The organism is Dellaglioa sp. CoH-57-MRSF-19, from assembly GCF_056781975.1.
Window position 1 is genome coordinate 90098 of record NZ_JBXAXW010000003.1, and the last position, 25003, is coordinate 115100.

The 25003-nt window shown below is 34.4% G+C and carries 20 protein-coding genes and 1 tRNA gene; 12 read left to right on the top strand and 9 right to left on the bottom strand.

Annotated elements, in window-relative coordinates; translation table 11 throughout:
• Positions 1-110 precede the first annotated feature (110 nt).
• On the top strand, positions 111-548 hold the full coding sequence (gene msrB / locus AC1RO3_RS04180) for a peptide-methionine (R)-S-oxide reductase MsrB (RefSeq protein WP_481761568.1): 438 nt from the start codon (positions 111-113) through the stop codon (positions 546-548).
• A 72-nt stretch (positions 549-620) separates the two neighbouring features.
• Here msrB and AC1RO3_RS04185 read toward each other — a convergent pair whose 3' ends face one another.
• Entirely contained in the window at positions 621-1940 is a 1320-nt protein-coding gene (locus tag AC1RO3_RS04185) for an APC family permease (protein ID WP_481761567.1), read from the bottom strand.
• Between the two features lie 104 nt (positions 1941-2044).
• Positions 2045-2440 carry a DUF4828 domain-containing protein gene (locus tag AC1RO3_RS04190; RefSeq protein ID WP_481761566.1) on the bottom strand — a complete coding sequence of 132 codons (396 nt, stop codon included), beginning with the start codon at positions 2438-2440 and terminating at the stop codon, positions 2045-2047.
• Positions 2441-2623: 183 nt separating this feature from the next.
• On the opposite strand from AC1RO3_RS04190, the gene AC1RO3_RS04195 reads away from it, so the two are divergent.
• From AC1RO3_RS04195 to AC1RO3_RS04230, 8 genes are all read left to right on the top strand, one after another.
• Entirely contained in the window at positions 2624-3625 is a 1002-nt protein-coding gene (locus AC1RO3_RS04195) for a Gfo/Idh/MocA family protein (protein ID WP_481761565.1), read from the top strand.
• 103 nt (positions 3626-3728) lie between these two features.
• Entirely contained in the window at positions 3729-5009 is a 1281-nt protein-coding gene (locus tag AC1RO3_RS04200; protein ID WP_481761564.1) for a DEAD/DEAH box helicase, read from the top strand.
• Positions 5010-5139: 130 nt separating this feature from the next.
• The gene (locus AC1RO3_RS04205; protein WP_481761563.1) at positions 5140-6297 is read left to right on the top strand and encodes a GNAT family N-acetyltransferase; all 1158 of its coding nucleotides are present in this window, start codon (positions 5140-5142) and stop codon (positions 6295-6297) included.
• 14 nt (positions 6298-6311) lie between these two features.
• A complete protein-coding gene (locus tag AC1RO3_RS04210; RefSeq protein WP_481761562.1) occupies positions 6312-7751 on the top strand; it encodes a glycoside hydrolase family 1 protein in 1440 nt (479 codons plus the stop codon).
• Positions 7752-7903: 152 nt separating this feature from the next.
• Positions 7904-8749, top strand: coding sequence for a PRD domain-containing protein (locus AC1RO3_RS04215; RefSeq protein ID WP_481761561.1), 846 nt, complete (start codon positions 7904-7906; stop codon positions 8747-8749).
• 134 nt (positions 8750-8883) lie between these two features.
• Entirely contained in the window at positions 8884-10851 is a 1968-nt protein-coding gene (locus tag AC1RO3_RS04220) for a beta-glucoside-specific PTS transporter subunit IIABC (RefSeq protein ID WP_481761560.1), read from the top strand.
• 1 nt (position 10852) lies between these two features.
• On the top strand, positions 10853-12283 hold the full coding sequence (locus tag AC1RO3_RS04225) for a 6-phospho-beta-glucosidase (protein WP_481761559.1): 1431 nt from the start codon (positions 10853-10855) through the stop codon (positions 12281-12283).
• 241 nt (positions 12284-12524) lie between these two features.
• On the top strand, positions 12525-12809 hold the full coding sequence (locus AC1RO3_RS04230; RefSeq protein ID WP_481761558.1) for a hypothetical protein: 285 nt from the start codon (positions 12525-12527) through the stop codon (positions 12807-12809).
• 101 nt (positions 12810-12910) lie between these two features.
• Here AC1RO3_RS04230 and AC1RO3_RS04235 read toward each other — a convergent pair.
• Positions 12911-12984 (bottom strand) — tRNA-Arg (locus AC1RO3_RS04235).
• A 229-nt stretch (positions 12985-13213) separates the two neighbouring features.
• On the opposite strand from AC1RO3_RS04235, the gene AC1RO3_RS04240 reads away from it, so the two are divergent.
• Positions 13214-14953 (top strand): DUF6541 family protein, encoded by a 1740-nt coding sequence (locus tag AC1RO3_RS04240; protein ID WP_481761557.1) that lies wholly within the window; start codon positions 13214-13216, stop codon positions 14951-14953.
• 144 nt (positions 14954-15097) lie between these two features.
• Here AC1RO3_RS04240 and AC1RO3_RS04245 read toward each other — a convergent pair whose 3' ends face one another.
• Positions 15098-16333 (bottom strand): aminopeptidase, encoded by a 1236-nt coding sequence (locus AC1RO3_RS04245; RefSeq protein ID WP_481761556.1) that lies wholly within the window; start codon positions 16331-16333, stop codon positions 15098-15100.
• Positions 16334-16485: 152 nt separating this feature from the next.
• Here AC1RO3_RS04245 and wecB point away from each other — a divergent pair, with 152 nt between their 5' ends.
• Together wecB and udk are read left to right on the top strand one after the other, a co-directional pair.
• A complete protein-coding gene (wecB, locus tag AC1RO3_RS04250) occupies positions 16486-17628 on the top strand; it encodes a non-hydrolyzing UDP-N-acetylglucosamine 2-epimerase (RefSeq protein ID WP_481761555.1) in 1143 nt (380 codons plus the stop codon).
• Positions 17629-17646: 18 nt separating this feature from the next.
• Entirely contained in the window at positions 17647-18282 is a 636-nt protein-coding gene (gene udk, locus AC1RO3_RS04255) for a uridine kinase (protein WP_481761554.1), read from the top strand.
• Positions 18283-18405: 123 nt separating this feature from the next.
• Here udk and AC1RO3_RS04260 read toward each other — a convergent pair whose 3' ends face one another.
• The 5 genes from AC1RO3_RS04260 to AC1RO3_RS04280 all read right to left on the bottom strand — a co-directional run bounded on the left by AC1RO3_RS04260 (position 18406) and on the right by AC1RO3_RS04280 (position 24958).
• A complete protein-coding gene (locus AC1RO3_RS04260) occupies positions 18406-20157 on the bottom strand; it encodes an MFS transporter (RefSeq protein WP_481761553.1) in 1752 nt (583 codons plus the stop codon).
• Between the two features lie 63 nt (positions 20158-20220).
• Positions 20221-23061 carry a YfhO family protein gene (locus AC1RO3_RS04265; RefSeq protein ID WP_481761552.1) on the bottom strand — a complete coding sequence of 947 codons (2841 nt, stop codon included), beginning with the start codon at positions 23059-23061 and terminating at the stop codon, positions 20221-20223.
• A gap of 19 nt (positions 23062-23080) precedes the next feature.
• Positions 23081-24043 carry a glycosyltransferase family 2 protein gene (locus tag AC1RO3_RS04270; RefSeq protein ID WP_481761551.1) on the bottom strand — a complete coding sequence of 321 codons (963 nt, stop codon included), beginning with the start codon at positions 24041-24043 and terminating at the stop codon, positions 23081-23083.
• A 40-nt stretch (positions 24044-24083) separates the two neighbouring features.
• Positions 24084-24497 carry a GtrA family protein gene (locus AC1RO3_RS04275; protein ID WP_481761550.1) on the bottom strand — a complete coding sequence of 138 codons (414 nt, stop codon included), beginning with the start codon at positions 24495-24497 and terminating at the stop codon, positions 24084-24086.
• A gap of 2 nt (positions 24498-24499) precedes the next feature.
• Entirely contained in the window at positions 24500-24958 is a 459-nt protein-coding gene (locus AC1RO3_RS04280) for a flavodoxin (RefSeq protein WP_481761549.1), read from the bottom strand.
• Positions 24959-25003: the final 45 nt, after the last annotated feature.

The following is a 25003-nucleotide window of genomic DNA, read 5'->3' on the forward strand; positions in this document are numbered from 1 at the left end:
AGGAAGACCAAAGGTATTTTACTTTTGGCCTTTTTTTTGCAAACAGATAAATTGTATTCAGTGTGAAAAAGAGTATTCTAATGATATCTTAAAACATTAGGAGGTCCATTATGTCAAAAGAAACTGAAAAAGAATTACGTGAACGTTTAACTAATGAAGAGTTTGAAGTTACACAACATGCTGCAACGGAAGCGCCATTTACCGGTAAATATGATGACTTCTATCAAAAAGGAATTTACGTTGATGTTGTTAGTGGGGAAGCACTTTTTAGTTCAGCAGAAAAATATGACGCTGGCTGCGGTTGGCCATCATTTTCAAAACCAATCCCAGGTTCTAAGATTGCTGAGTTGGTTGATAATAGTCTTTTTGGTTATCAACGAACGGAAGTTAGAAGTAAGGAAGCAAATTCACATTTAGGTCATGTATTTACTGATGGACCTAAAGACCAAGGCGGATTACGTTATTGTATTAACTCTGCCTCATTGAAGTTTATTCCTGAAGCAGAAATGGAAGCTGCTGGATATAGTAACTATTTAAATAATTTATAAAAAATAAAAACATTCGACTTAAGGGATATGAGCCTATCTGGCTCTAAAAGTTGAATGTTTTTATTTGTATAATTATCCTTGGCTTTTTTGATGAATAAAGTAAACAGGAATGCCAAGTCCCGTTATTAATAGACCAACAAGTGCTAACGTCGTTTGTGTTAATAGTGTCGCAACGAGTATAAAAATACCCCCAATAATCGCGATGATTGGAATGATTGGATATAAAGGAACTTTATAGGGTCTATTTAATTCAGGTTCACGTTTTCGTAATATAAAGATAGCAACGAAAACTAGTACATTAAAAATCCAAATAACAAAAATAAGCATATCTGTTAATAAATCAAAACTACCTAAGAACATCATTATTATTGCGATACTTATTTGTAAAAAGCCCGCAATATATGGAACTCTCGTATGAGGAGATAAGCGTTTTAGCCAATTACTAAAGGGGAGTTGGTTTTCTAAGGCCATCGCATATGGAACGCGCATACCGGTTAACGTATAGCCGTTAGTGGCACCGTAGACTGAAATTAAGATACCAACGGTCACAAACTTACCACCAAATTGTCCAAATAGTTGTCTTGAGGCATCAGAAGCTGCATTTAAATTGCCAGCTAATCCTGAAATAGGAAGAGCCTTAAGAAAAACAAAATTAATTAATGTATAGATAATTGTGATGAAAAATAATCCTGAAATAATGGCTTTCGGTAAATCACGTTCTGGATGGTGCATCTCTCCGGCAATATTTCCAACCCCAATCCAGCCATCATAAGCAAACATGGTCGCAAGAAGGCCGCCACTTAAAGCAGTAAAGAAAGACTGGTGCGCGCCGGATGTTAACGGAATTAAACTAAACGTCACTTGTCCAGGAGTGAAAATCCCCCATATCACAATGACAATAATAGGTAATAATTTTAAAACTAATGAAATTGATTGAAAGGTACCACCAACTTTGGCGCCTAAAAAGTTAATCAATGTGATACTGATTCCACTAATTAAAGCAAATGGGATAATTAAATGTGAATCAAGATGGAAAAGATTAATTAATTGTGTGCCAAAAATAATTGAAAGAGCTGCAATGTTTGCTGGATAATAAATGATTATTTGTGCCCAGCCAAGTAAAAATGCTGGGAAACGGCCATAAGTATATTCGATATATTTAATGGCGCCACCAGTTTCTGGGATGGCGGCTGCAAGTTCTGCAGCGGTTAATCCAGCACAGATAGTTAAAAAGCCACCAAGTAACCAAACAAATAAAGTTAAGTTAGCAGATTGGGTTTGTTGTGTAACGCTTGAAACTTTAAAAAAAACGCCTCCGCCGATAACTGTTCCCATTACAGTTGAAAGGGCAGCGAAAAAGCCAATATCTCGTTTTAGGTGATCATTGTTCATGGAAAAAGGTCCTCGTTTCTATATTAAAATGCGTATTTAACTATTTTAGACTATTTAAACGTGTAATGAAACAAAAAATGAAGATGATAATCAACAAAATTCTGTTAATCTACATCTTCATTTTTATCATCTTGTGATTCTACAATTGGGGCTAATTTAATGGGATAGGTCCGGTTATCTGCTTCGTCAAACAAACTCACTGGTCCTTGATCGTTTGCATCAATTCTTAGATGAAAACCATATTCATCTAAGAAACTAAGTTCACGCTCATCTATATGTTCAATCTTACCATCGAGTGCACGTTCGTCAATTCGAATTGTGAGGTCTGATGAAATATCCAAATTATGGTGTCGATGACTTAATTCATCGTAGAATAGCCAATGTCCAGCATAAAAAATAGGTAAAGAAACCTTAGTTTTAGGTGCGGTTATAGACTTAATATCTTTCGTTAATCCAATAAAAAATGATGCACCTAGTAGTGCAAAACTACGTTTCTTCACAGCTATCCCTCCTAATTAGAACTCTTCTACTTAAATATAGCACTTTTAGCTAACAAGCGGAAAGAATTGCCCAAAATATATATAAATTTAATCTATCGTCACAAAATTGAAATAAAGCAATCGTTATGAAAACGGTTCAATTGTTGTTATAATGAATTTAATAATAAAATGGAGGTATTGGGTATGATTAAATTAGGTATTATTGGTACAAATTGGATTACAGGTCAATTCGTTGAAGCAGCGCATGAATCTAATGAATTTCAATTGACTAGTGTCTATTCAAGAACCGAATTAAAAGCCAAAGATTTTGGTGAAAAATATGGTGCAACAAATTTTTACGATAATATGACAGAATTTTTAAATTCAGATAAATTTGAGGTAATCTATATTGCTTCTCCGAATAGTTTACATTTTGAACAAATTAAATTAGCGATTGAAGCTGGTAAAAAAGTTATTGCCGAAAAACCAGTGGTCTCAAATCCAACAGAAATGGCCGCTATTCAGACGGTTCTTAGGGAACATCCTGGAAGTCAATTATTTGAAGCAGCTCGACAAATTCATCAAGATAATTTCAAAATTATTGAACAAAAAGTAACTGAACTAGAGACCATCCAAGGCGCAACTTTAACTTATATGAAGTATTCGTCACGTTATGATGCTATTTTAGCAGGTGAAGAACCTAATATCTTCTCACCAAAATTTTCTGGTGGTGCATTACAAGACTTAGGTGTTTACGTTGTTTATAATGCTATTTCTTGGTTTGGTACACCACTTGAAGTTCAGTACTATCCAACAATGTTACCAACAGGTGTTGATGGTAAAGGTGTCGCAATTCTAACTTATGAAGATTTTAGAGTGACCTTAAATATTGGTAAGACAGCAAATTCATATTTAACTAGTGAAATCTATGGCCTAAAAGACACAATTGTGATGGATAATGCAGCTGAATTAAATGAGGTTCTTTATCGAGATGGCTCTGATAAAGAAGAACTACTTAGTCAAAAACCAGCTAAAAATCCGATGTTAGCTGAAGCGATTGATTTTGCTAGAGTCATCAATAACCCCAATGACGTAACGAACAAAGCTGATTATATAAAATGGCAAAAACTTAGTGTGACAGTTAATCAAGTATTGTTTGATTTAAGGAAAAGTGCCGGAATTGAATTTCCAGCTGATCATAAATAAGAATTATTGAGATAAGTTTCTGTGAATCAATGGAAGCTTATTTTTTATATGCTATACTTAATTATTAAAACTAATCCTATGAAGTTAAAAGAAAGAGACTAAAATGAATCCAAAATTTGATGCATATTTTAAAGAACAAGGTTTTGAAACACAATCACCCATCCAAGAAGCCGTTTATGAACCTCTAAAATCAGGTGAAAATATCCTTGGATTAGCACCAACCGGTTCTGGTAAAACATTAGCGTTCAGCTTACCTTTACTCGAAAGATTAATACCTAAAGATGGCATTCAACTATTGATTATTGCACCTTCACAAGAATTAGCTATGCAATTAGCAGGTGTCATTCGTCCTTGGGCTAAAGAACTTGATTTAAAAGTTCAAGCTATTATTGGTGGTGCTAATATGAAACGCCAAATTGAAAATTTAAAGAAAAAACCTGAGATTATTGTCGGAACACCAGGTCGCTTATTGAATTTAGCTGAAGATAAAAAAATTAAATTACATAAAGTTAAATCAGTTGTCATTGATGAAGCGGATGATTTATTAACGGATGAAACACTAACAACTTGTCGTGATTTAATCAGCCAGGCACCTGCAGGCATTCAATTAAGTTTCTTTTCTGCGACGGAAACGGCAATATTAGATGATTTGAAAAAATGGTTTGGTGCTAATGTGACAACTTATGATGTTCGTGAAGTTGATCAAACACAAGGTATCGTTCACCATTATTCAATTGAAACACCAACGCGTAAACGTCAATCAACGTTGCGTCGTTTAGCAAATGTTGAAGATTTTTATGCACTAGTTTTCTTTAACCAACTATCATCGTTACAAGATATGGCTCAAAAATTAAAATATGATCATGTACCAGTCGCTGTCTTAGATAGCGAGCAACGCCAAGTTAATCGTGCTAATGCTTTATCACAACTTCATAAGCATGAAATTAAATTATTACTAACGACGGATGTTGCCGCTCGAGGTTTGGACATTCCAATGTTACCCGCAGTCGTAAATTATGATATGCCTAAAGATACGACGTCATATATTCATCGTGTCGGCCGGACAGGCCGGATGGGTGCTGAAGGGATGGTTATTAATCTTGGAAATGAACATGATCTACGTACCTTAAAACAAGATTTAAAAAATACACCATTTGAAATTGAAAAAGGTTACTTATATGATGGTGCGATTGTAACAGAAAGACCAGAACGTGTGGCTGAACCAAAAGCTAAGAAACTTAAACCAGTTGAAGTGAAAGCCAAAACAGTTGATGGTCAAAAGCAATCTGATGAACCAGTAAAGAAACCACATCGTAAAGTTCGTTTGAGAAATCAAAAAAATAAAGGTAAAAGACGCAAACCAAAAGCAGAACATTTTGATTAATGAGAAGGATCATCCAATAATAATTGGATGATTTTTTTATTGACTAATTTTGTAAGCGATTGCACGAATAGGGTAACCGTGCTATATTTAAAGAGGTTAATTCGTACAGAAGAAGGAGTTGAGTAGATCCATGACAAATATGAAGTTAGATGAAACTCATTTTGGAAGTTACTTTGATTTATCAATTTATGCCTTTAATAAAAAAGTATCAGCACAGAGAAAGAGCTTTTTTCGCAAACTTTATGAGCATTCATCAGATTGGGGCTCAGTTGAATCTGGGAAAGTTGTCAGCGGTGTGATTAATACACCATTTACGACTCATTTTCACGGGACTCAATTTAAAATGGGTGGTATTGGCTATGTTGCAAGTTATCCAGAATTTGCTGGTCAGGGTAGTATTGGACAATTAATGAATTTAGCTCTGGATGAGATGTATGATAATGGAACGACATTATCGTATTTAGCGCCATTTTCGTATCCGTTCTATCGTAAATTCGGTTACGAAGCAACATTTGATCAAACGATATATCGGATGAATACGAAGGATTTACCACGATTAAAAGTTAAGGCCATAGGTCACGTTGAACGTCACCGTTATTTGGATGTAAAAGAGGAATTAAATAAATTATACCAACAGAATCAGCTCTCTCAACAAGGTGGTATTGAACGGCCAGATTGGTGGTTAACTTATTCGGCGGAGAAACACCCTAACTGGGAAGTAGCGGTCTATTATAATGAAAAAAATGAGTCAGAAGGCTATCTTGTTTATCAAAGAGAAACTGATGAATTTAAAATCGTTGAATGGATATATCAAACAAGTGAGAGTTGGCTCCAATTACAAAATTTTGTGCTTAAGCATCAATCAGCATACGAATGGTTTAGTTATGAGAGTCCAATTGGACAGCCATTTCCAGATGTACTGGCAAATCCTCAAGTTGAAGTGACAACGCAACCTTACATGATGGCAAGAATTGTAAATGTTGAAGACTTTCTCAGCAGATACCCTTACCAGCAAGATTTTCCACAAATTGTGATTCAAGTTCAAGATTCGACTATTCAGGCTAATGAAGGCTATTGGCAAATTAGCCGAATAGACGGACAAACAAAAGTTGAAAAGACTGAAAATTCAGCAACTACGTTTACAACGGATATTCAAAATTTAACACGAAGTATGATGGGGTATCGAACATTTAAACAATTAAAACAATATGGATTTGTATCAGGCGACGTGACGTTATTCGATGGCGCATTAATTAAAGAACAACCGATATTAAGTGATTATTTTTAAGGAGAGAATAGATAATGGAATATGAAAAAATGAGTCAATTTCCAACTGATTTTTTATGGGGGGCTTCCTCAGCTGCTTACCAAATTGAAGGTGCGTATCAAGAAGATGGTAAAGGATTATCAGTTTGGGATAAATTTGTAAGAATTCCTGGGAAAACATTTAAGGGTACAAATGGTGATGTAGCCGTCGATCATTATCACCGTTTTAAAGAAGATGTCGCCTTAATGAAGGAGCAAGGATTGAAAGCTTACCGTTTTTCAATTGCTTGGACACGTATTTATCCAGAAGGAAAAGGTAAAGTTAATCAAAAGGGGATAGATTTTTATAATCGATTAATCGATGAGTTAATTGCGAATAATATTGAACCTGTTGTGACACTTTATCATTGGGATTTACCACAAGCATTACAAGATGAATATGCTGGTTGGGAATCTCGTGAAATTATTACTGATTTTACGGATTATGCGAAAACTTGTTTTGATGCATTCAGTGATCGTGTTAAATATTGGGTATCATTAAATGAACAAAACGTATTTATTTCTCATGGCTATCAAATGGAGAGTCATCCGCCTGCAGTAAATGATGAAAAAAGAATGTATGCTGCAAATCACATTGCTAATTTAGCAAATGCTTCAGCAATTAAGGCATTTCATGAAGGTCATTATCAAGGTGAAATTGGGCCTAGCTTTGCCTATAGCCCGGGTTATGCAGTTAATGGAGATCCTAAAAACCAAGTTGCGGCTACTAACTATGAAGATTATGCTGCTCATTTTTGGATGGATATTTATGTTTATGGACGTTATCCAAAAATGATTTATAAATGGTTAACTGAACGTGGAACTGCACCTACTGTTACAGAAGCAGATCAAGCTCTTTTAATTGCTGGAAAACCAGATTTTATGGGTTTAAATTATTATCAAACCCAAACAATTGCGGCTAATCCGTTAGTTGGTGGTGTTGGACTTGCTGCTGAAAATAATACAGGTAAAAAGGGGACTAGCTCCGAAAGTGGCGTTCCAGGCATGTTTAAGACTACTAATAATGAATTTTTAAAACAAACTGATTGGGATTGGAATATTGATCCTGAAGGGCTAAGAATTGCTCTGAGAAGAATTGATAGTCGTTACGACTTACCTGTTCTTATTACTGAAAACGGTCTTGGTGCTTATGATAAATTAGAAGAAGGCAATACAATTCATGATGATTACCGAATTTACTTTATCAATGAACATATTAAAGCCATTCAAGAAGCCATTTCAGACGGTGTAAAAGTCATTGGGTATACAACTTGGAGTTTCACTGATTTATTGAGCTGGTCAAATGGCTATCAAAAGCGCTATGGCTTTGTTTATATTGATCGTGATGAAGAAAGTGCGAAAGAATTAAAACGATATAAGAAAGATTCATTCTATTGGTATCAAAAGGTCATTAAAGAAAATGGTAGTAAGTTATAAAGTAATTTAAATAGCTATTGATAACGCTTACAATAAATGATACAATAAATATGAAATGAGTGTTACTGATTCGATCAGGCATGACCTATTGATGTAGATATGAAAATATCTGTATTTGTAGGTCATTTTTTATGGGAAGGGGTCGGTTTGATGTGAAGTTCGTAAAAAATTTTAATAATAATGCAGCTTTAGTTGAATCATCCGACAATGTTGAGTGGGTGGTCATTGGTAACGGTATTGGATTCGGTTATCATGCTGGAGATAATATCGATAAGGACCAGATTGACCGACGGTTTAAAGCTGAAGAAGATTCAGATACAATGAAATTAATTTCAGGATTTGATGCAGAAACTTTGGAAGTTACGACAACTTTTGTTGGAGTAGTAGAGCCATTAATTGATGTGACATTTGATGATGTTCAATTTTTGATTTTAGTGGACCATTTTCAATATTCATTACAAAAAAATCGTGAAGAAATGTTTTTAAATGACCGATCTGTTCATTGGGAAATGAAAAAATTATTTCCAAGTGAATTCCAAGCTGCAAAGGTTGGTATTAAAGAAATCGAATCAAAATTTGACATTACGGTTCAAAATAATGAATTGATTTTATTAACCTATCATTTGATTAACGTCAAAGAAGGCGGACATGCTGTTCAAGAATCGATGAAGCTGACAGAACTCATTTCGGGAATTGTTAATATTATTCAATTAGATACTGGTATTATTCTCGACGAAAAATCATTTAATTATAGTCGATTTGTCTCACATTTACGCTATTTATTCATTAGGCATTTTCATAATACTGAGATTGATCGTGCAGAACTTGACCCTGAGTTGCTCGCCATGATGATTAGTCGGTATCCACAAGTGTACGAAACAGTGGAAAAAATCGTGCAGTATATTCGAGAACGGGCCGATTGGGATTTACAAGCAGACGAACAAGTTTATCTAGTTTTACATATCTGGCGAGTAACCCATCGGCAAACAGAAAATTAAATAAATTGATAATTAGGTGTGTTATTGCCATTTATAAGCAAGCATAAACCCAGTTATCCATGCAAACTCGTATTTTTTGAGTTGAAATGGATAACTGGGTTTTAATTTATAAAAAATATAAAGGAGTGATTGTGATGAGTTACGAAAAATTAGCTAAAGATATTTTAAAAAATGTAGGTGGCGAAGCTAACGTTAATAGCGTAGTCCATTGTACAACCCGACTAAGATTTAAATTAAAAGATGAATCTAAGGCCAATACCGATATGTTGAAAAATATGGACGGCGTAGTGACCGTTGTTAAAAGTGGCGGCCAGTACCAAGTGGTTGTTGGAAATCAAGTTCCGGAAGTTTATGATGCATTAGTTAAAGGTAGCGGACTTGATGGTGATGGCATTGTGCCAGATAATGATGGCGAAAAAATGAAACCGCTTGATGCCTTTATTGATATGATTTCAGGTATCTTTGCACCAGCTCTAGGTGTTTTAGCTGCAACAGGGATGATCAAAGGAATAGTTTCATTACTAGTCGCATTTAGCTGGGTGGCACCGACATCTGGAACGTATATTATTTTAAATGCATTAGGAGATTCTTTCTTTTATTTCTTCCCGATTATCTTAGCTTACAGTGCTAGTAAAAAATTCCACGTTAATCCATTGTTGGCAATGGTTATTGGTGCATCCTTAGTTTACCCAACTATTGTGGCACAATTGCCAGCAACACTAGCCGCTTCAGGTGGAAAAGTGCTGTACACTTTATTTGCAGGAACAATTTTTGAATCACCAATCTATATGACATTCTTGGGGATTCCAGTAATCATGATGAGTTACGCATCATCAGTTGTACCTATTATTGTATCAATTTGGTTTGCATCAAAAGTGGAACCATTCTTCAAAAAAGTGATACCAGAAGTTGTACGAACATTCTTAGTGCCAATGTTAACAGCACTTGTTGTTGTGCCTATTACATTTATCTTTATAGGTCCCATAACAACTTGGGCTAGTGATATTGTGGCAACCGGATTTACAGCTGTATACACATTTAGTCCAATTGCCGCTGGCGCAGTTCTTGGTGGCTTATGGCAAGTACTTGTTATCTTCGGGTTACATTGGGGACTTGTTCCACTTGCCTTACTTAACATTTCAACAACAGGCTCAGATCCAATTTTAGCACTTATGCTAGGGACAACGTTCGCTCAAATTGGGTCAGTATTGGCAATTACAATTAAAACAAAAAATAAAAAACTAAAAGGTCTTGGCTATTCTTCATTTATTTCAGGAATCTTTGGTGTTACGGAACCCGCTATTTACGGAATTACGTTACCTCGTAAAAAACCATTTATTATTACATGTATTTCAGCCGCTATTGGTGGCATGGTTCTTGGTGTATTTGGGACAAAAGGATACATGGTTGGTGGATTAGGCATTTTCTCTATTCCAAGTTACTTGAATCCTAAGACAGGAATTGATATGTCATTCTACGCTGTGCTGATAGCAATCGTTGTTTCATTCGTATTGGCATATGTCTTAACACTTATGTTCGGTTTAACAAAGGAAGATCAAGAAGTACCCGTTGCTGTTGCTGAAACAAAAGTAACAACGTCAGTAGTACCTGTAGAAGTAGAAATGAGTGGAGAAATCCTTGGTAGCCCACTTAAAGGCGAAGTATTACCTTTATCAGAGGTTAAAGACCCTGTCTTTAGTTCTGGTATTATGGGTGACGGTATCGCAATTCTACCTGAAGTTGGTCAATTATACGCACCTGCTGATGGTAAAATAACATTAGTTTTTCCAACAGGACACGCAGTTGGTATGGTGACAGACGATGGCGCCGAAATTTTAATGCATATCGGAATGGATACAGTTGAATTAGAAGGTAAGTATTTTGAAATTCAAACAGAAATTGATACCGTCGTAAAAAAAGGCGATTTATTACTTAAATTCGATATTGAAGGTATTAAACAGGCAGGATATGAAATTATTACGCCAATTATCGTGACGAACACACCAAAATATAAAAAAATTAAACCACTTGCTAAAGACCAGTCAGAAATAATTGTTGGTACTGATTTATTAGATTTAGAAATTAATTCAGGAGGTCAATAAGATGACAAAATCAAATTTTCCAGATAACTTTTTATGGGGTGGCGCAACGGCCGCTAATCAATTTGAAGGGGCCTATGATGTTGATGGTAAGGGCCTGTCATTAGTAGATATATTACCAGACGCACACCATGGTCGCTGGGATTATTTATTTAATGTAAAAGAAGCGATGCAGATGAAAGAAGATTTTTATCCTAGTCATGAATCTGTTGATTTTTATCATCATTATGAAGAAGATTTACGATTAATGGCAGAAATGGGTTTCAAAACCTTCAGAATGTCAATTAGTTGGCCACGGATATTTCCACAAGGTGATGAAAAAGAACCAAACGAAAAAGGGCTAGAATTCTATGATAAAGTTATCGATCTTTGTAACGAATTAGGGATGGAACCGTTAGTAACAATTAACCATTTCGATACGCCGTTAGGGATGTTGAAAAAAATGAATGGTTGGGCTGACCGTCGAATGATTGATAATTACTTAAACTTTTCACGCGTCTTATTTATGCGTTATAAGGATAAGGTTAAGTATTGGTTAACATTTAACGAAATTAATATGATTTTACACATTCCGTTATTGGGCGGTGGATTAGATTTGGAAGGGATTGATAATCCTGACCAAATCAAATATCAAGCGGCACATCATCAATTAGTTGCCTCTGCGCTTGCGACAAAATTAGCACACGAAATTAATCCTGATTTTAAGATAGGGTGTATGTTAGCGGCTGGGGTTACCTATCCCAATACACCTAATCCAAAAGATGTATTTGAAGCAATGACAAAGGATCGGGAAGGATACTTCTTTATTGATGTTCAGTCACGTGGCTACTACCCAAGTTATTCGGCAAGATTATTTAAAGATATGGGTATAGAAATTAAAATGGCAGATACCGACGAAAAAGATTTATTAGAAAATACAGTTGATTTCATTTCATTTAGCTATTATTCATCAAGATTAGCAAGCGCTGATCCTGAGATGACTGATAAAACAGCAGCAAATGTCTTTGATAGCTTAAAAAATCCTTACTTAAAGACAAGCGAATGGGGCTGGCAAACAGATGGCCTTGGTTTGAGAACAACGATGAATCAAATTTATGATCGTTATCAGAAACCATTATTTGTTGTTGAAAATGGATTAGGTGCAAAAGATGTTGTGGAAGAAGGCAATAAAATTCATGATGATTATCGCATTTCTTATCTAAGTGAAAATATTGAAGCAATGGGTGAGGCGATTGCAGACGGGGTTTCTTGTCTAGGTTACACATCATGGGGCTGTATCGATTTAATTAGCGCAGGCTCAGGCGAAATGGCGAAACGCTATGGTTACATTTACGTAGATCGAGATAACGAAGGTAACGGGACGCTAAATCGATTGAAAAAAGATTCGTTCTATTGGTATCAAAATGTTATTAAAACAAATGGTGTCGAATTATAAACTGGAAAAATTGAAGATATAAAATTTCGATGCGATTTAAAATACTGTTTAAGCAATGATTGTTTGCTTAAACAGTATTTTTTTATTTGCGAAAGTCTTATTGCTTAGTGGAAAAATAATATTAGGTGTACAATTATCGAAATCTTAAAGATAGTTTAGAAAAGATTGGATAAAATGATGTGTTTTAGACCTTAAAAAAATTGTTAAACAAATATATATAACGTGGAAGAAGGTCTTTCCGATGAGAAAAAGGTTTAAACCTGTAAATAATGAAATGAAATGGGTAGGAATTGTTAGTATCGTGTTGTGTTTAATTGAACCATGGTTAATAGTTGTGAATTTAACGATTGGCATGTGGTTAGTGGGGACGGGTATGATTGGCATTGGAACTTATATTGAAAGACTACCCTTTTTTCAGAAAAATATTGGTTATCGTCTATGTGGTATGTTGTTATTTATATTAATTGCATTCATTAATACAATTTATATAATAGTAATTCTTCTACTGCTACAATTTCAAGGATAAAATAAATAGCACTTACAAGTTAAATATATAAAAAATAGGTTACAAAAGCTCGGCAGTATACCGAAGTCTTGTAACCTATAAGGCGGAAAATTTATTTAAGATGTCCCTGATCAGAGTCGAACTGATGACCTACCGCTTAGGAGGCGGTTGCTCTATCCAGCTGAGCTACAGAGACAAAAAGGCTGATTACTTCATTGTAAATGGCAAAAATAAATAAGTCAATTATTACTATTGTAGATTTTTAAATTCATAGTCATAATTTTCATTTACAACATGGCTAAGGTGTCAGTAGTTTCATAGATATTGATCTTTTAGTTCTAGCAATATTATATTTCTTGAGTGACAGCACAATTTTCTATTGTTATAATTAAACCATTAAATAATTTTATTTGGGAGTAAATAGCTTGATAAATAAGTTTGAATCTTTAAAAAAATATGGAACGGTATTTTGCGTTATTTTTATATTAAGTTTTTTTCTGACAGTTCCGCAGATACTTAATAATAGTTTAGTAGTTGGTGCTGATTCTCTATTCCATTTTAACCGTATCTATGATGATTATATGCAGCTTAAAACAGGTAACTTTAATTATTTTCAATCTAATTACGGTTTTCAACAAAGTGGTCGAATTGTTAATGCCTTATATGGACCAGGGTTTACTTACCTTTTAGGTGGATTACTAGGTATCGTGCATAGTTGGATTAAATTTGAAATTGTCACGTCATTCATAATTTTCTTTATTAGTGGATTTTCAATGTATTTTCTATCTAGAGAATTGAAAGCGACTAAAAAAAATTCAGTCTTAGCTGCTAGTCTTTTTATGGGTAGTTTCTATATCACTCGATGGTCAATCTATCAGAATTTTATGATATGGGGCGTTATGTTGATGCCTTTGATTGTCATTCTTGGGCTTAAAATGATTAAAAATAATGCTAAGGATTTAAAAGTACTACCTTTAGCATTAGCAGTTTCAGTGCTAATCCAAATTCACGTCTTAAGCGCCTTAATGTCAATTGGCGTTTTAGTTGTATTCTTTTTCATTGGCTTTATTCAAACTAACCAGAAATTACAACTTTTATTAAAATGTTTTCTAGCCAGTTTACTGGCGTTAGTTCTGACCTTTAATGTTTGGGGAGCTATGTTGGATGTTTTCTCAAATAATAAAATATATTCACCATTTGCCAATTCAAACATGTCTGGTTCAACCATGAACCTTTCAACTGGTAACTATAGTGGTACACAGTTTGGATTGGTTATGAGTATCATTTTTGTGTTACAAATTGTTTGGTTGTTTTCAAAAAGAAAAGAATTATCTCTAGCTAATAAGATTGTTACTATAATAGGAGCTATTTTTCTTGCTCTAACTACAAATTTATTTCCGTGGACTAGGATATCTATATTAATTCCACAGTTACAAAGTTTTTTACAGTTTCCTTATCGATTTGATAGTTTTACTACGATTCTATTAGTAGCGGGGTTCAGTGCTACAATTTCTACGTTACCTTCGCCGAATGCAAAGAAAAATTGTTCATTGTTTTTAATTGTCGGAAGTATTTTTATTTTAGGGCAATCGTATAGTGATATTCAGACTAAAAATGAAATTTGGAATTCAAATGAGTCAATTATAGCTAAAGGACATGTTACAACCCCAGATTCTTTAAGTACTGTCCAAATAAGAAATGCTTTTACTAATCGTGATTTAAAAAAAGGGTTAGAGGTAGCACAAAAATCAACTCCAGATTATTTACCTAATAATCAAGAATTAAGCAAGGATCCTTACAATGAATATAAAAATGAAATTATAATGAATAAGTCAAATATTATAAAAAGAGTGACAGATAAGGGTGATTTATCGCTTAGATGGACTGCAACAAAAATAGGAGAAACAATGTCCTTACCTATTATTGTTTATAACAATTCAAAAGTTACACTAAATGGAACTAAGCTTAATATAAAAAAGATTACCTTATCAAATATAGGTAGTCCAACGATTAAAGCAACAAAAAAAGGTATCAATAGAGTAACGCTTAGTTATCATTCAAAAATCATTACTAAACCTCGACTAATGATGGTTATTGCAGCGTGGGTGATTAGTAGCTTAGCTTTTATTACCTTTACTTATAGGGATTATAAAAATGACATTTAATATAAACAAACATATGATTTTAATATACTATATTAAGATATACTTTCTGAATTTGGGTTACAAAAACCTAATCAATAAAATAAGTAGTAGTGAAAAAGGTATAAACTAACAGAAATGCTAGTTTATACCTTTTTATGTGATCATTTATGCCCAATCCCCATTACGGAAAACGGGTACTGTACTGCCATCCTCACGAAGCCCATCAATTGACATGTCAGATGAGCCGACCATGAAGTCAACGTGCGTTTGGCTTAAATTTAAACCAGCAGCGGCTAATTCAGTATCGTTCATTTTAGTACCATCCTTAATAGAGAAGGGATAAGCGGAGCCAAGCGCTAAATGGTCACTGGCATTTTCATCGAATAATGTATTAAAGAACGTTATTCCTGATTGTGAAATTGGAGAAGGGTCTGGAACTAAAGCAACTTCACCCAATGATTTTGCGCCATCATCAGTCTCTAGTAAGTGCTGTAAAACTTCTTCACCTTGTTCAGCAGTTGCTTTAACAACCTTACCTGCTTCAAAAGTAAATTTCATACCACTCAAAGTAGTTCCTGCGTAGCTTAATGGTTTTGTTGAAGAAATGTAACCATCAATACGTCTAGAATCAGGTGCGGTGAAAACTTCTTCGGTAGGCATGTTAGCCATGAATTCATGACCTTGTGCATCAAATGAACCGGCGCCTTCCCACAAATGATTTTTAGGGAGACCGATGACGATATCTGTCCCTGGGGCAACATAATGTAAAGCAGAAAATTGTTCTTTATTTAATTCTTCAGCTTTTGTGCGCAATGTTAAATCATGTTGATGCCATGCTTCAATTGGATCTTCATGATCAATACGTGTTGTTTTAAAAATTTCTTCCCAAAGTCGTGAAACAGCAAGTTCGCCTTTTAATTCAGGAAAAACGAGTTCAGCCCAAGCAGTATCTGCGGCAGCGACTACAGTCCAACTAACGTCATTATTTTGAGTTGCTTTACGTAATGGACGTAGAGCTTGACCCATAGCTTTTTGGCGTGAGGCAATCTTTTCAGAAGGGATACCAGCAAAGGCATCAGGATCATCTGACATGACTGAGATGCGAGATGCTTTTTTAGCAACCCAATCTTCAACTTCTGAGGTTGCATAACCAGGAACGTCGACTAAACGGTCTAGTGGAGCAAATTCAAGGAATGATTTCGAGACATGACTATCTGCCCATTTAACGATAACTTCACTTGCGCCAGCAGCATAAGCTTCATTGACGATTAAATGAGCTAATTTTTGTTGGGTTACGGAAATTTGTAGGACGATTGTTTGGCCTTTTGAGACGTTAACACCGACTTTGACGATTAATTCAGCATATTTTTTAAGTTGATCTTCAAAATTTATTTTTGACATAGAAAGACCTCCAAATTTATTTATGAAATAATGATAACATATTAATGAGAAAATGATTAATAATTAGGCTATTAAATTTTTGTTAACAAAATCAGAATTTTGTCTTTTCTTTGGTATAATAGTAACTAATATAATCATTGAGGAGGCCAATTATGAAAAAAGTAAAAGTGATGACTGTTTTTGGGACGCGTCCAGAAGCAATAAAAATGGCACCTGTTGTCTTAGAGTTAAAAGAACGTACGACGGAGTTTGAAACAGTAACTGTCGTAACAGCACAACATCGCCAAATGTTGGACCAAGTCTTAGAGATATTTAAAATAACGCCAGATTATGATTTGAATGTGATGCACGCTAACCAGACATTAAGTGATACAACTCGAAATGTTTTACAAAAATTAGATGATGTTATTAAAGTAGAGCAGCCTGATATTATTTTAGTTCATGGTGATACAACAACAACATTCGCCGCTAGTATTTCAGCTTTTTATAATCAAGTGGCAATTGGACACGTTGAAGCGGGATTACGGACTTGGGATAAGTATTCACCGTTTCCAGAAGAAATGAACCGTCAACTAACAGATGTACTGGCAGATATGTACTTTGCCCCAACTTCGCAAAGCGAAACTAATCTGTTATTAGAAAATCATCCAAAAGAAAATATTTTTGTAACAGGTAACACAGCCATCGATGCTTTAAAACAAACAGTTCAAAAAGAGTATGACCATGATGTTCTATCAGAAGTAAATCCTGCGAATAAAATGATTTTACTCACGATGCATCGTCGTGAAAACCAAGGTGCACCTATGCGTCGTGTTTTCGAAGTGATTAAATCTGTCGTTAAAGATCAGCCAGATGTTGAAGTCGTTTATCCGGTTCATTTAAATCCAGTTGTTAAAGATTTAGCCGAAGAAGTCTTAGGTGGAGAACAGCGCGTTCATCTAATTGAACCGCTTGATGTGGTTGATTTTCATAATATCGCTGCAAAAAGTTACTTTATTATGACGGATTCAGGTGGTGTTCAAGAAGAGGCGCCATCATTAGGAAAACCAGTTCTTGTTTTACGTGATAACACAGAACGTCCGGAAGGCGTGAAGGCGGGTACATTGAAGTTAGTTGGAACTGACCCTGTGAAAGTCAAAGAAACCATGCTATCATTAATAACTAATAAGACAGAGTACGAACGAATGGCAAATGCTAAAAATCCTTATGGAGATGGGCAAGCAGCTAAACGAATATTAGATGCCGTTGCTTATCGATTTGGAGATAGTCAGCAAGAACCTGAACGTTTCGAATAAATGGAGGATTTCTAAAGCATGAGCAAAAGAACAAAACGTCCCATTATTATTGGTGTAACAGGTGGTACTGGTAGCGGTAAGACGACGGTTAGTAATGCTATTTATTCACAATTAGCTGGCGAATCAATCATGATTTTACAACAAGATACTTATTATAATGATCAAGCTGAAATGAGTATGGAAGAACGTAAAGCAGTGAACTATGATCATCCACTCGCGTTTGACAACGAACAGATGATTAGTGATTTGGAACAATTGTTGGATAATGAAGCAATTGATATGCCTGTTTATGATTACACACAGTTTACTCGTTCAAGTGAGACGATCAGAACAGAACCTCAAGATGTTATCATTGTTGAAGGAATTCTAATTCTAGGGGACGAAAAGCTCAGAAGTTTAATGGATATTAAAGTTTTTGTTGATACAGATGATGATTTACGTATTATTCGCCGTATCACACGTGATATGAAGGAACGTGGTCGCTCATTACAATCAGTTATTGATCAATACGTTAAAACGGTTAAACCAATGTATAATCAATTCATTGAACCAACGAAACGCTATGCGGATATTATTGTGCCAGAAGGTGGCGCAAATACAGTTGCTATTGATTTATTGTCAACTAAAGTCCGTGACATTTTACAACAAGACTAGCTAAAAAATCTCATACCAAAAAGTCCCCAAAAGTCTCATGACTTTTGGGGACTTTTTGGTATGAAAAAACTGTTGTTGGTAATAGCTTTTACGCTATTACCAACAACAGTTAGAGTGGACTTGTCATTTATGAACACTATTTTTGTCTAGTTTTCTATTTATAAAATGGAGTGTTATCATCGATAAAATACTAATAATCCAAGTTAAAATGACGAAAAACAAACGCCATGTAGTGATCATTTCCGATTGATATCTAAGCACTACACGATTACTCCCTTTTTTTGTTGCCTTAACAGTAGGGACACCTAATGCAGATAGAGATAATCGGTGTAATTGACTTCCATTTAAGGAGAGCTCTGAATTATTATAAACGACAATAGGAAGTGCGATGGATTCACCTTTTTTTGTCGCATGCCATTTAAGGATTAAATCACCATTTTTTGTAACAGTCTTAGTGATATTAGGACGATTCCTAACAATATCTTTCTTGTATTCTTTTTTATTATATGTTGTCTTTTGTTCTTGATTATTTGGTAAATAATCTGGGGCTATTTTTTTAACCACCTTTAATCCTTTTGATAAATCAGAACTAGTAAAATTAGTTCTAATTTGATCACTCGTTAGATGATTTGAAACGACAACGCTCCCTTTATAAATAAGAGGATCATTGGAATTCCAGAGCTTATTTTGCTGTTGAATATCAATATATGATTGACCTAAAATAAAAAGACTACTAATGATTAAAAATAACTCGCCAAACTTTTTAGGCTTAAATGAAGGTAGCTCAGAAAGAGAGTTGCCAAAACCAGCAAGTAATAAGACAGTTGCAAAACCATAAAAGCGGTAAGGAAATTGTAAAAAACTTCGAAGCTGTGGTATTAGATTCGATATTGTCGTCCAAGGAACAAGATTTGTTGATAACAGGAGAAATAAGGCTCCTAATAGTGTCATTAGCTTATTAGAAAGTGATACTTGTGACCACCTAGAAAATAGTAAAACAAATTGTAAAATGAAAATAACGCTCATAAATAGTCCTATAGATGAAGCGCTATAGCTAGTTGTTGAAAAACGCATTGTAGCACTAGCCATATCTAAGTGAGTGTAAGGCGAGTACAGCGTATTTCTTGTGAAAATTTCTAGCATAGCGCCCCAAACATTAAAGGTTAGAACAATAGTTAGAAGGGCCGCTAAGAAACATTTTGATAAAAGCTGTAATTTTTGATTTGTCTTGTAAAAACCGACAACAAAGAAGATAAAGATGACGCCAACCGACATTAAGGCACTTAAGACATGAATTTGAATAAGCGCTGAAATCAATAATGCTAATGGTAGTACTTTTAAATCCTTAGCATTATTTTTAATCATTTTAAGCCCGAGGATGACAATTAAGGGCATTAGCATAACGCCCCAAGACATAAAATTCTGGTTAATTGACCAACGGGTAACGTAAAAACTCCCCATAAATAGACTAGCAATCAATAATGAAATTTTCTTAGAGGATTGAAGCTCTCTAGATAGAAAATACATTGAGTAACCACTAATAAAGAAAATTAAAAAGGAGGTTATGATTTGAAATAAAATCCAATTATGAACAATTAAGAGTAAGATACCTAACAGATAAGCAAAACCTGGTCCATATAAGGCGTTAATAATGCGACCACTCTGTAAAAAACCATAGTTAGTTTGAAAATAACTAAAGTTACCTGTTTTAAATTGGATATAGGTATCGTAAATACGATTGAAATGAAAAAGCGAGTCACCACCTAAGACTAGACTGTGGTTGATTATTTGTGGAAGAACTAAAAATAAACTAATCAAAAAGATGGTTGTAAATACGATTAAACGATTTTTAAGATAACTGACTTTATTTAACAAGATAGTAAACCCCTAATAGATTTATTTAGTAGATGAGGTCATAATAATATCATTTATGTCTAATTAAAGTCTTCTTAAACGTCTCCAAATTAGAGGTGTTAAACTATAACTCCCCCAAACAATGAGGCCAAAAACACTTAAAAGAAAACCAGTTGATAAGCCAGGTGTTTGATAACTATAAATGATATGATGAGTTCCTTTTTTTAATTTTAAGCCAATAAAAGCGCTATTTGTTTTAATAACGGGCACGCTATGACCATTATCAGTCGCTGTCCAACCTGTAGAGTAAGGGATAGATGATGTTAGGATACCTAATTTATTTGTTGTTATTTTGCCACTAACTCTATTTGTAGCAAATTTTAATGAATTTAATTTATTTTTCTGGATTTTTTTAACATCATTTGTGTAAGTTTGACCAAGCGGAACGGCAGTAATTTTAAGGTTGAATGAGTAAGTCCCTGAATTTGATAAAAGTAAATCCAAACTTTTGGGCATTTGTTTTTGATAGCCCATATTTAGGGTAGCATCAGATAAAACTTTAAAGAAAGAAAGATTTTCAATACCCAATTGCTCAATCGTATTAGTCGTTAAATTAGATTTAACCCCGATCGAATAGCCTGTATTGGAAGAACCTGTCGTCAGTTGCTTCCTAAGCGATTTCTGTGCTGACCGGGGACCATTCGTATCTAATAACTGGTTATCTGGTTTCGTAGTATTATTAAAAATAGCCATATTCACTTGTTCTTTAGAGGACAGTGATTGGTGCTTAATGTTAGTTAATGAAAGATGCAATTCAGAATTTTGATATTTTTTTGCGTTCTTAATGTCAATCTGATAGCTATCTGAAACAGGATTATTACGATAGTGATTATTGGTAATACGTGTTTTTGTTTCGTTAGGTTCTCCGGCGTTCACTGTTTTTACAATTGTATAGGCAACGTTTTCAGTATCAAATGTTGATTGTTTCTGGTTAAATCCGGATGTATCCGCGATACTAACGGCTTTAGCTAATTGACGTTCTTGATCAGAAGCGGATAATTTAGCAGTTTTTTGATTTGAAGTGACATCAGATTGCCAATAAATTAATGGAAAATTATTCTTAGTTTCATAAAGATTGGTTTTCTCAGGTTTATTTTTATTTTCAGATTTAGTTTTGAGTAATGTATAACCATAGGGGATCTTTGACTCATTTGGCTCATTTGAATGAGTAAAGAGATACTTAACGCCAAAAAAGTTATTAGCGATTGTTCGATCATCAAAATTTTCAATCGGAATATTATTGTTATATTGAGCATTTTGTAACCTGTTTGAAAATACTCCGACTGCGCCATTTTGAATCGAGTAGTATGAGTTAATTAAATTTAAATCATTATTTAAATTATTTCGTAACATGTAGTTAGAACCAAAGTTATAATTTTGGCTAATCGTTGAAACACGAAATGAGTTAGATTTAGGAAGAGAATTATCTAATCCATCAAATAGATTAGATGATAGTTTCTGGTAACTACCAGAGGGCATTAAAGTCTTACTATAAAAGTTAGTGAAAGGTGATGCAAAAGAAACCCCAGTAAAGATCAAGTTCACTAGGATAAGACCGAATATGATTCGACCAGAATTTTTATTTTGACGGTAAAGTAAGATTGCGACAAAAAAAGAAATTAAAAAGATAACAGGAATGAAAATTTCTGTCGTCCCATTAATATAAAAGGGTAATGATACTAAAAGTAAATAGATACCAAGACAAATACTGAGGTATTTAATTTCAGGCAACGTTATTTTTTTGAGAGAATCAATGAAGAAGGCACTTCCAAGTGAAATGGGAACAAATAATAATAGAATCCAACGATTAGAAGGGGCTTGAAAACCATTAAACATCGCACCAAACATTGGGAATAGTAACATAATCAACCCAATTGAAAGACTCGTTGTCATTAGTGGGTAGTGTTTCCAATGGTAAAACAGATGGAATAATGCTAGAACAGCTAAACTACTAAAGCCAAATTTAACCCAGAAAGAAGATACTCCGCCAGCAAGTAATTGAGCAGGTAAATTAATGTAGTAATAAGCGGGGAAAGAGGTCAAACCATTTGCGAATAGACCACCTGACCGAGTTGAACTAAAGACCGCAAGAATTGACGGTAGCATGATAAAGGCAGAAATCAGTAAACTGATGACTGTACTGATTAAAAAAGTGCCCGCTGTTTTAAAGAAACTGAGATTTTTTCGATAATAATAAATGAAACGTAGTACTAAATATACAAAAGCACCGATGCCTAAGACTATGGCGAAGTAAAAGTTACTGATAAACATCCATGAAAAAGCAAAAATGAAGAAATGTGGTTTAAACCCTTGTAAAATTTTTTCTATTCCGACAATTATAAGTGGAAAAAGAATGAATGGTGTTAGGAAAAAAGGTTGCATTAGGGATGAATAAAGTGAAAAAGAAGTGAAGGTATAAATGATTGCCCCACCTAAGATCGCGCTATTCGTTAATTTAAAGTGTCTCGCAAAGAAGATAAATGATAGCCCCACGCAAAATAACCTCAAAATGAGTGTGAGCTGGTAAATAGTCACAACGGCACTTGAGGGAAATAATAGCGTAATATAGGCGAATACGTCTCCAATAACGTAATAAGCAAATGTTTGAAATTGATCTGCGCCAAGCCCTAATTTCCAAGACCACATTTGGAGTGGTTGAAAGGGATGGTTGATGAATTCACCAAGTAGTTGACGATAATTTTCTAATACAGGTAGATGCTGTTCAGCAGGATCATGACTTTGAATTAAAGAGTATCCAGCTAGTTTGTAAGTTCCAAAAATAAGAACAGCTAAAATTGCAAAAATGATAATGTAATAAAGATAGGTCATTTTTGATTTTTTTAGATCGAAACGAAACTTCTGCATAGCTGGAATCCCCCTATAATTAATCCTTTTTTGAACTGAAGACGTCTGATTCTTTAATAATATAGACGGGTCTGTTTTTGACTTCTAAGAAAATTTTACCTAAGTATTTACCAAGAATCCCAATACAAAACAATTGAATGCCACCCATCATTAAGATAACTGAAATCGTTGATGGCCAGCCAGCTGTTGGATCACCATAGAGTAACGCTCTAATAATAATAAAGATAATTGCAAAAAGAGAGCCAACAAATGATAGGAAACCAACAAATGTTGCAATTGAAAGAGGTACTTCTGAAAAGGCTATGATACCGTCTAATGAATATTTGAATAAGCCCCAGAAATTCCAACTTGTTTTACCAGCAACACGTTCTTGATTTGTGTATTCTAAGTATTCCGTATTAAAACCAACCCAACTGAAGATACCTTTTGAAAAACGATTGTATTCTGACATTGATAAGACAGCATCAACCATTTGACGGGTCATTAAGCGATAATCGCGGGCACCATTAACAATCTCAGTATCTGAGATGCGATTTATTAATTTGTAGAAAAGAGTAGCGAATGCAGAGCGAATCACAGGTTCACCTTGACGAGTTGTCCGACGTGTCCCCACACAGTCGTAGTCATTTTCTGGATCTTCTAAAATAGCTAACATCTTAGGCAAAAAGCTGGTTGGATCTTGTAAATCAACGTCCATAACAGTTACGTAATCGCCAGTCGCTTTTTGTAAGCCACAATATAAAGCAGCTTCTTTTCCAAAATTTCGTGAAAATGAAGCATAATGGACTGTTGCTGGATGATCTTTTTGTAATTGGCGCATTTCTTTGAGGCTGTTATCAGATGAACCATCATTAATAAACCAATATTCTAATCGGATATCTGGTAAATTGATAGACTCCTTTTCAACCGCATCAAAAAAAAGCGGAATAGATTCTTGTTCGTTGTAACATGGCACAACGATTGAAAGAACTTTGGTTGTCATAAATAAAGTGCCCCCTAGGATGAATTTACTGAATTTTATTTTATGATTTTTTGAAAATAAATAACTTACTAAAAATATAATTAATTAAAACGATGAAAATTTGATCAAATAACTTAACGAGTGATGCATCTAAGTGTAAAACAGAAACACCAATTGTCATAATTAATTGATCAATGACTAATGATAGAAGTCTAAAGCCAAAGAAAGATAAAACTTCACGTATTAAACCTGAAACATGAGTGTTCTTTGAGCCAAATACCCAAAGCTTATTAGTGACGAATGCAAAAACAACCGAAACAAACCATGCAATTACGTTTGCAAATTGATAATTTACACTAAGGTATGATTGGAAAACAACAAAAGTAACGATGTTAATTAGGGTTGTTAGACCACCAAAAATTAAATACGAAATTAGGGCATAATGTTTATGAAATAATTCATTTATTTTATTCATGACTAGTTTTCACTGCTAGTTACTTTATCAAATAGCTCTTTAGCAAAAGCTTCTAATTTAGTGATATCTTCTTCTTCAGGTGCTAAATCGATTTTTAGATTAGCTGAACCCTTTGTTGCGCCTGCTTCTTCGAAAGCTGAACCAAACTTATCAACAGCAGTTCCAAAAAACTCACCATAAAATGTATCGCCAGAACCGGCAACACCGAATAATTTACCGGTTAAATCAAGCTCCTGTAAGTCTTCATAAAAGTCCATGCCTTCATCAGGAAGTGAGCCTTCGTCATAAGTATAAGGAACGACAACGCTGATATCGAAGTTAGTTAAATCAGATGCATCTGATTGTGAGATTTCTTCCATCTCAACTGTTGCACCTAAATTTTCAAATGCTTCGGTAATAATGTCAGCGATGTCTTCATTATTACCTGTAATTGTTGCAAAAATAACTTTAGCTGAAACCAAACTAAATTCCTTCTTCCATATTAAAATAGTAGTTAAAGTATATCA

Coding starts and splice junctions, on each gene's coding strand:
- AC1RO3_RS04200 (WP_481761564.1), top strand. CDS start 3,729: ATGAATCCAAAATTTGATGCATATTTTAAAGAACAAGGTTTTGAAACA.
- udk (WP_481761554.1), top strand. CDS start 17,647: ATGAGCAAAAGAACAAAACGTCCCATTATTATTGGTGTAACAGGTGGT.
- AC1RO3_RS04230 (WP_481761558.1), top strand. CDS start 12,525: ATGAGAAAAAGGTTTAAACCTGTAAATAATGAAATGAAATGGGTAGGA.
- wecB (WP_481761555.1), top strand. CDS start 16,486: ATGAAAAAAGTAAAAGTGATGACTGTTTTTGGGACGCGTCCAGAAGCA.
- msrB (WP_481761568.1), top strand. CDS start 111: ATGTCAAAAGAAACTGAAAAAGAATTACGTGAACGTTTAACTAATGAA.
- AC1RO3_RS04275 (WP_481761550.1), bottom strand. CDS start 24,497: ATGAATAAAATAAATGAATTATTTCATAAACATTATGCCCTAATTTCG.
- AC1RO3_RS04210 (WP_481761562.1), top strand. CDS start 6,312: ATGGAATATGAAAAAATGAGTCAATTTCCAACTGATTTTTTATGGGGG.
- AC1RO3_RS04245 (WP_481761556.1), bottom strand. CDS start 16,333: ATGTCAAAAATAAATTTTGAAGATCAACTTAAAAAATATGCTGAATTA.
- AC1RO3_RS04195 (WP_481761565.1), top strand. CDS start 2,624: ATGATTAAATTAGGTATTATTGGTACAAATTGGATTACAGGTCAATTC.
- AC1RO3_RS04270 (WP_481761551.1), bottom strand. CDS start 24,043: ATGACAACCAAAGTTCTTTCAATCGTTGTGCCATGTTACAACGAACAA.
- AC1RO3_RS04185 (WP_481761567.1), bottom strand. CDS start 1,940: ATGAACAATGATCACCTAAAACGAGATATTGGCTTTTTCGCTGCCCTT.
- AC1RO3_RS04205 (WP_481761563.1), top strand. CDS start 5,140: ATGACAAATATGAAGTTAGATGAAACTCATTTTGGAAGTTACTTTGAT.
- AC1RO3_RS04225 (WP_481761559.1), top strand. CDS start 10,853: ATGACAAAATCAAATTTTCCAGATAACTTTTTATGGGGTGGCGCAACG.
- AC1RO3_RS04220 (WP_481761560.1), top strand. CDS start 8,884: ATGAGTTACGAAAAATTAGCTAAAGATATTTTAAAAAATGTAGGTGGC.
- AC1RO3_RS04265 (WP_481761552.1), bottom strand. CDS start 23,061: ATGCAGAAGTTTCGTTTCGATCTAAAAAAATCAAAAATGACCTATCTT.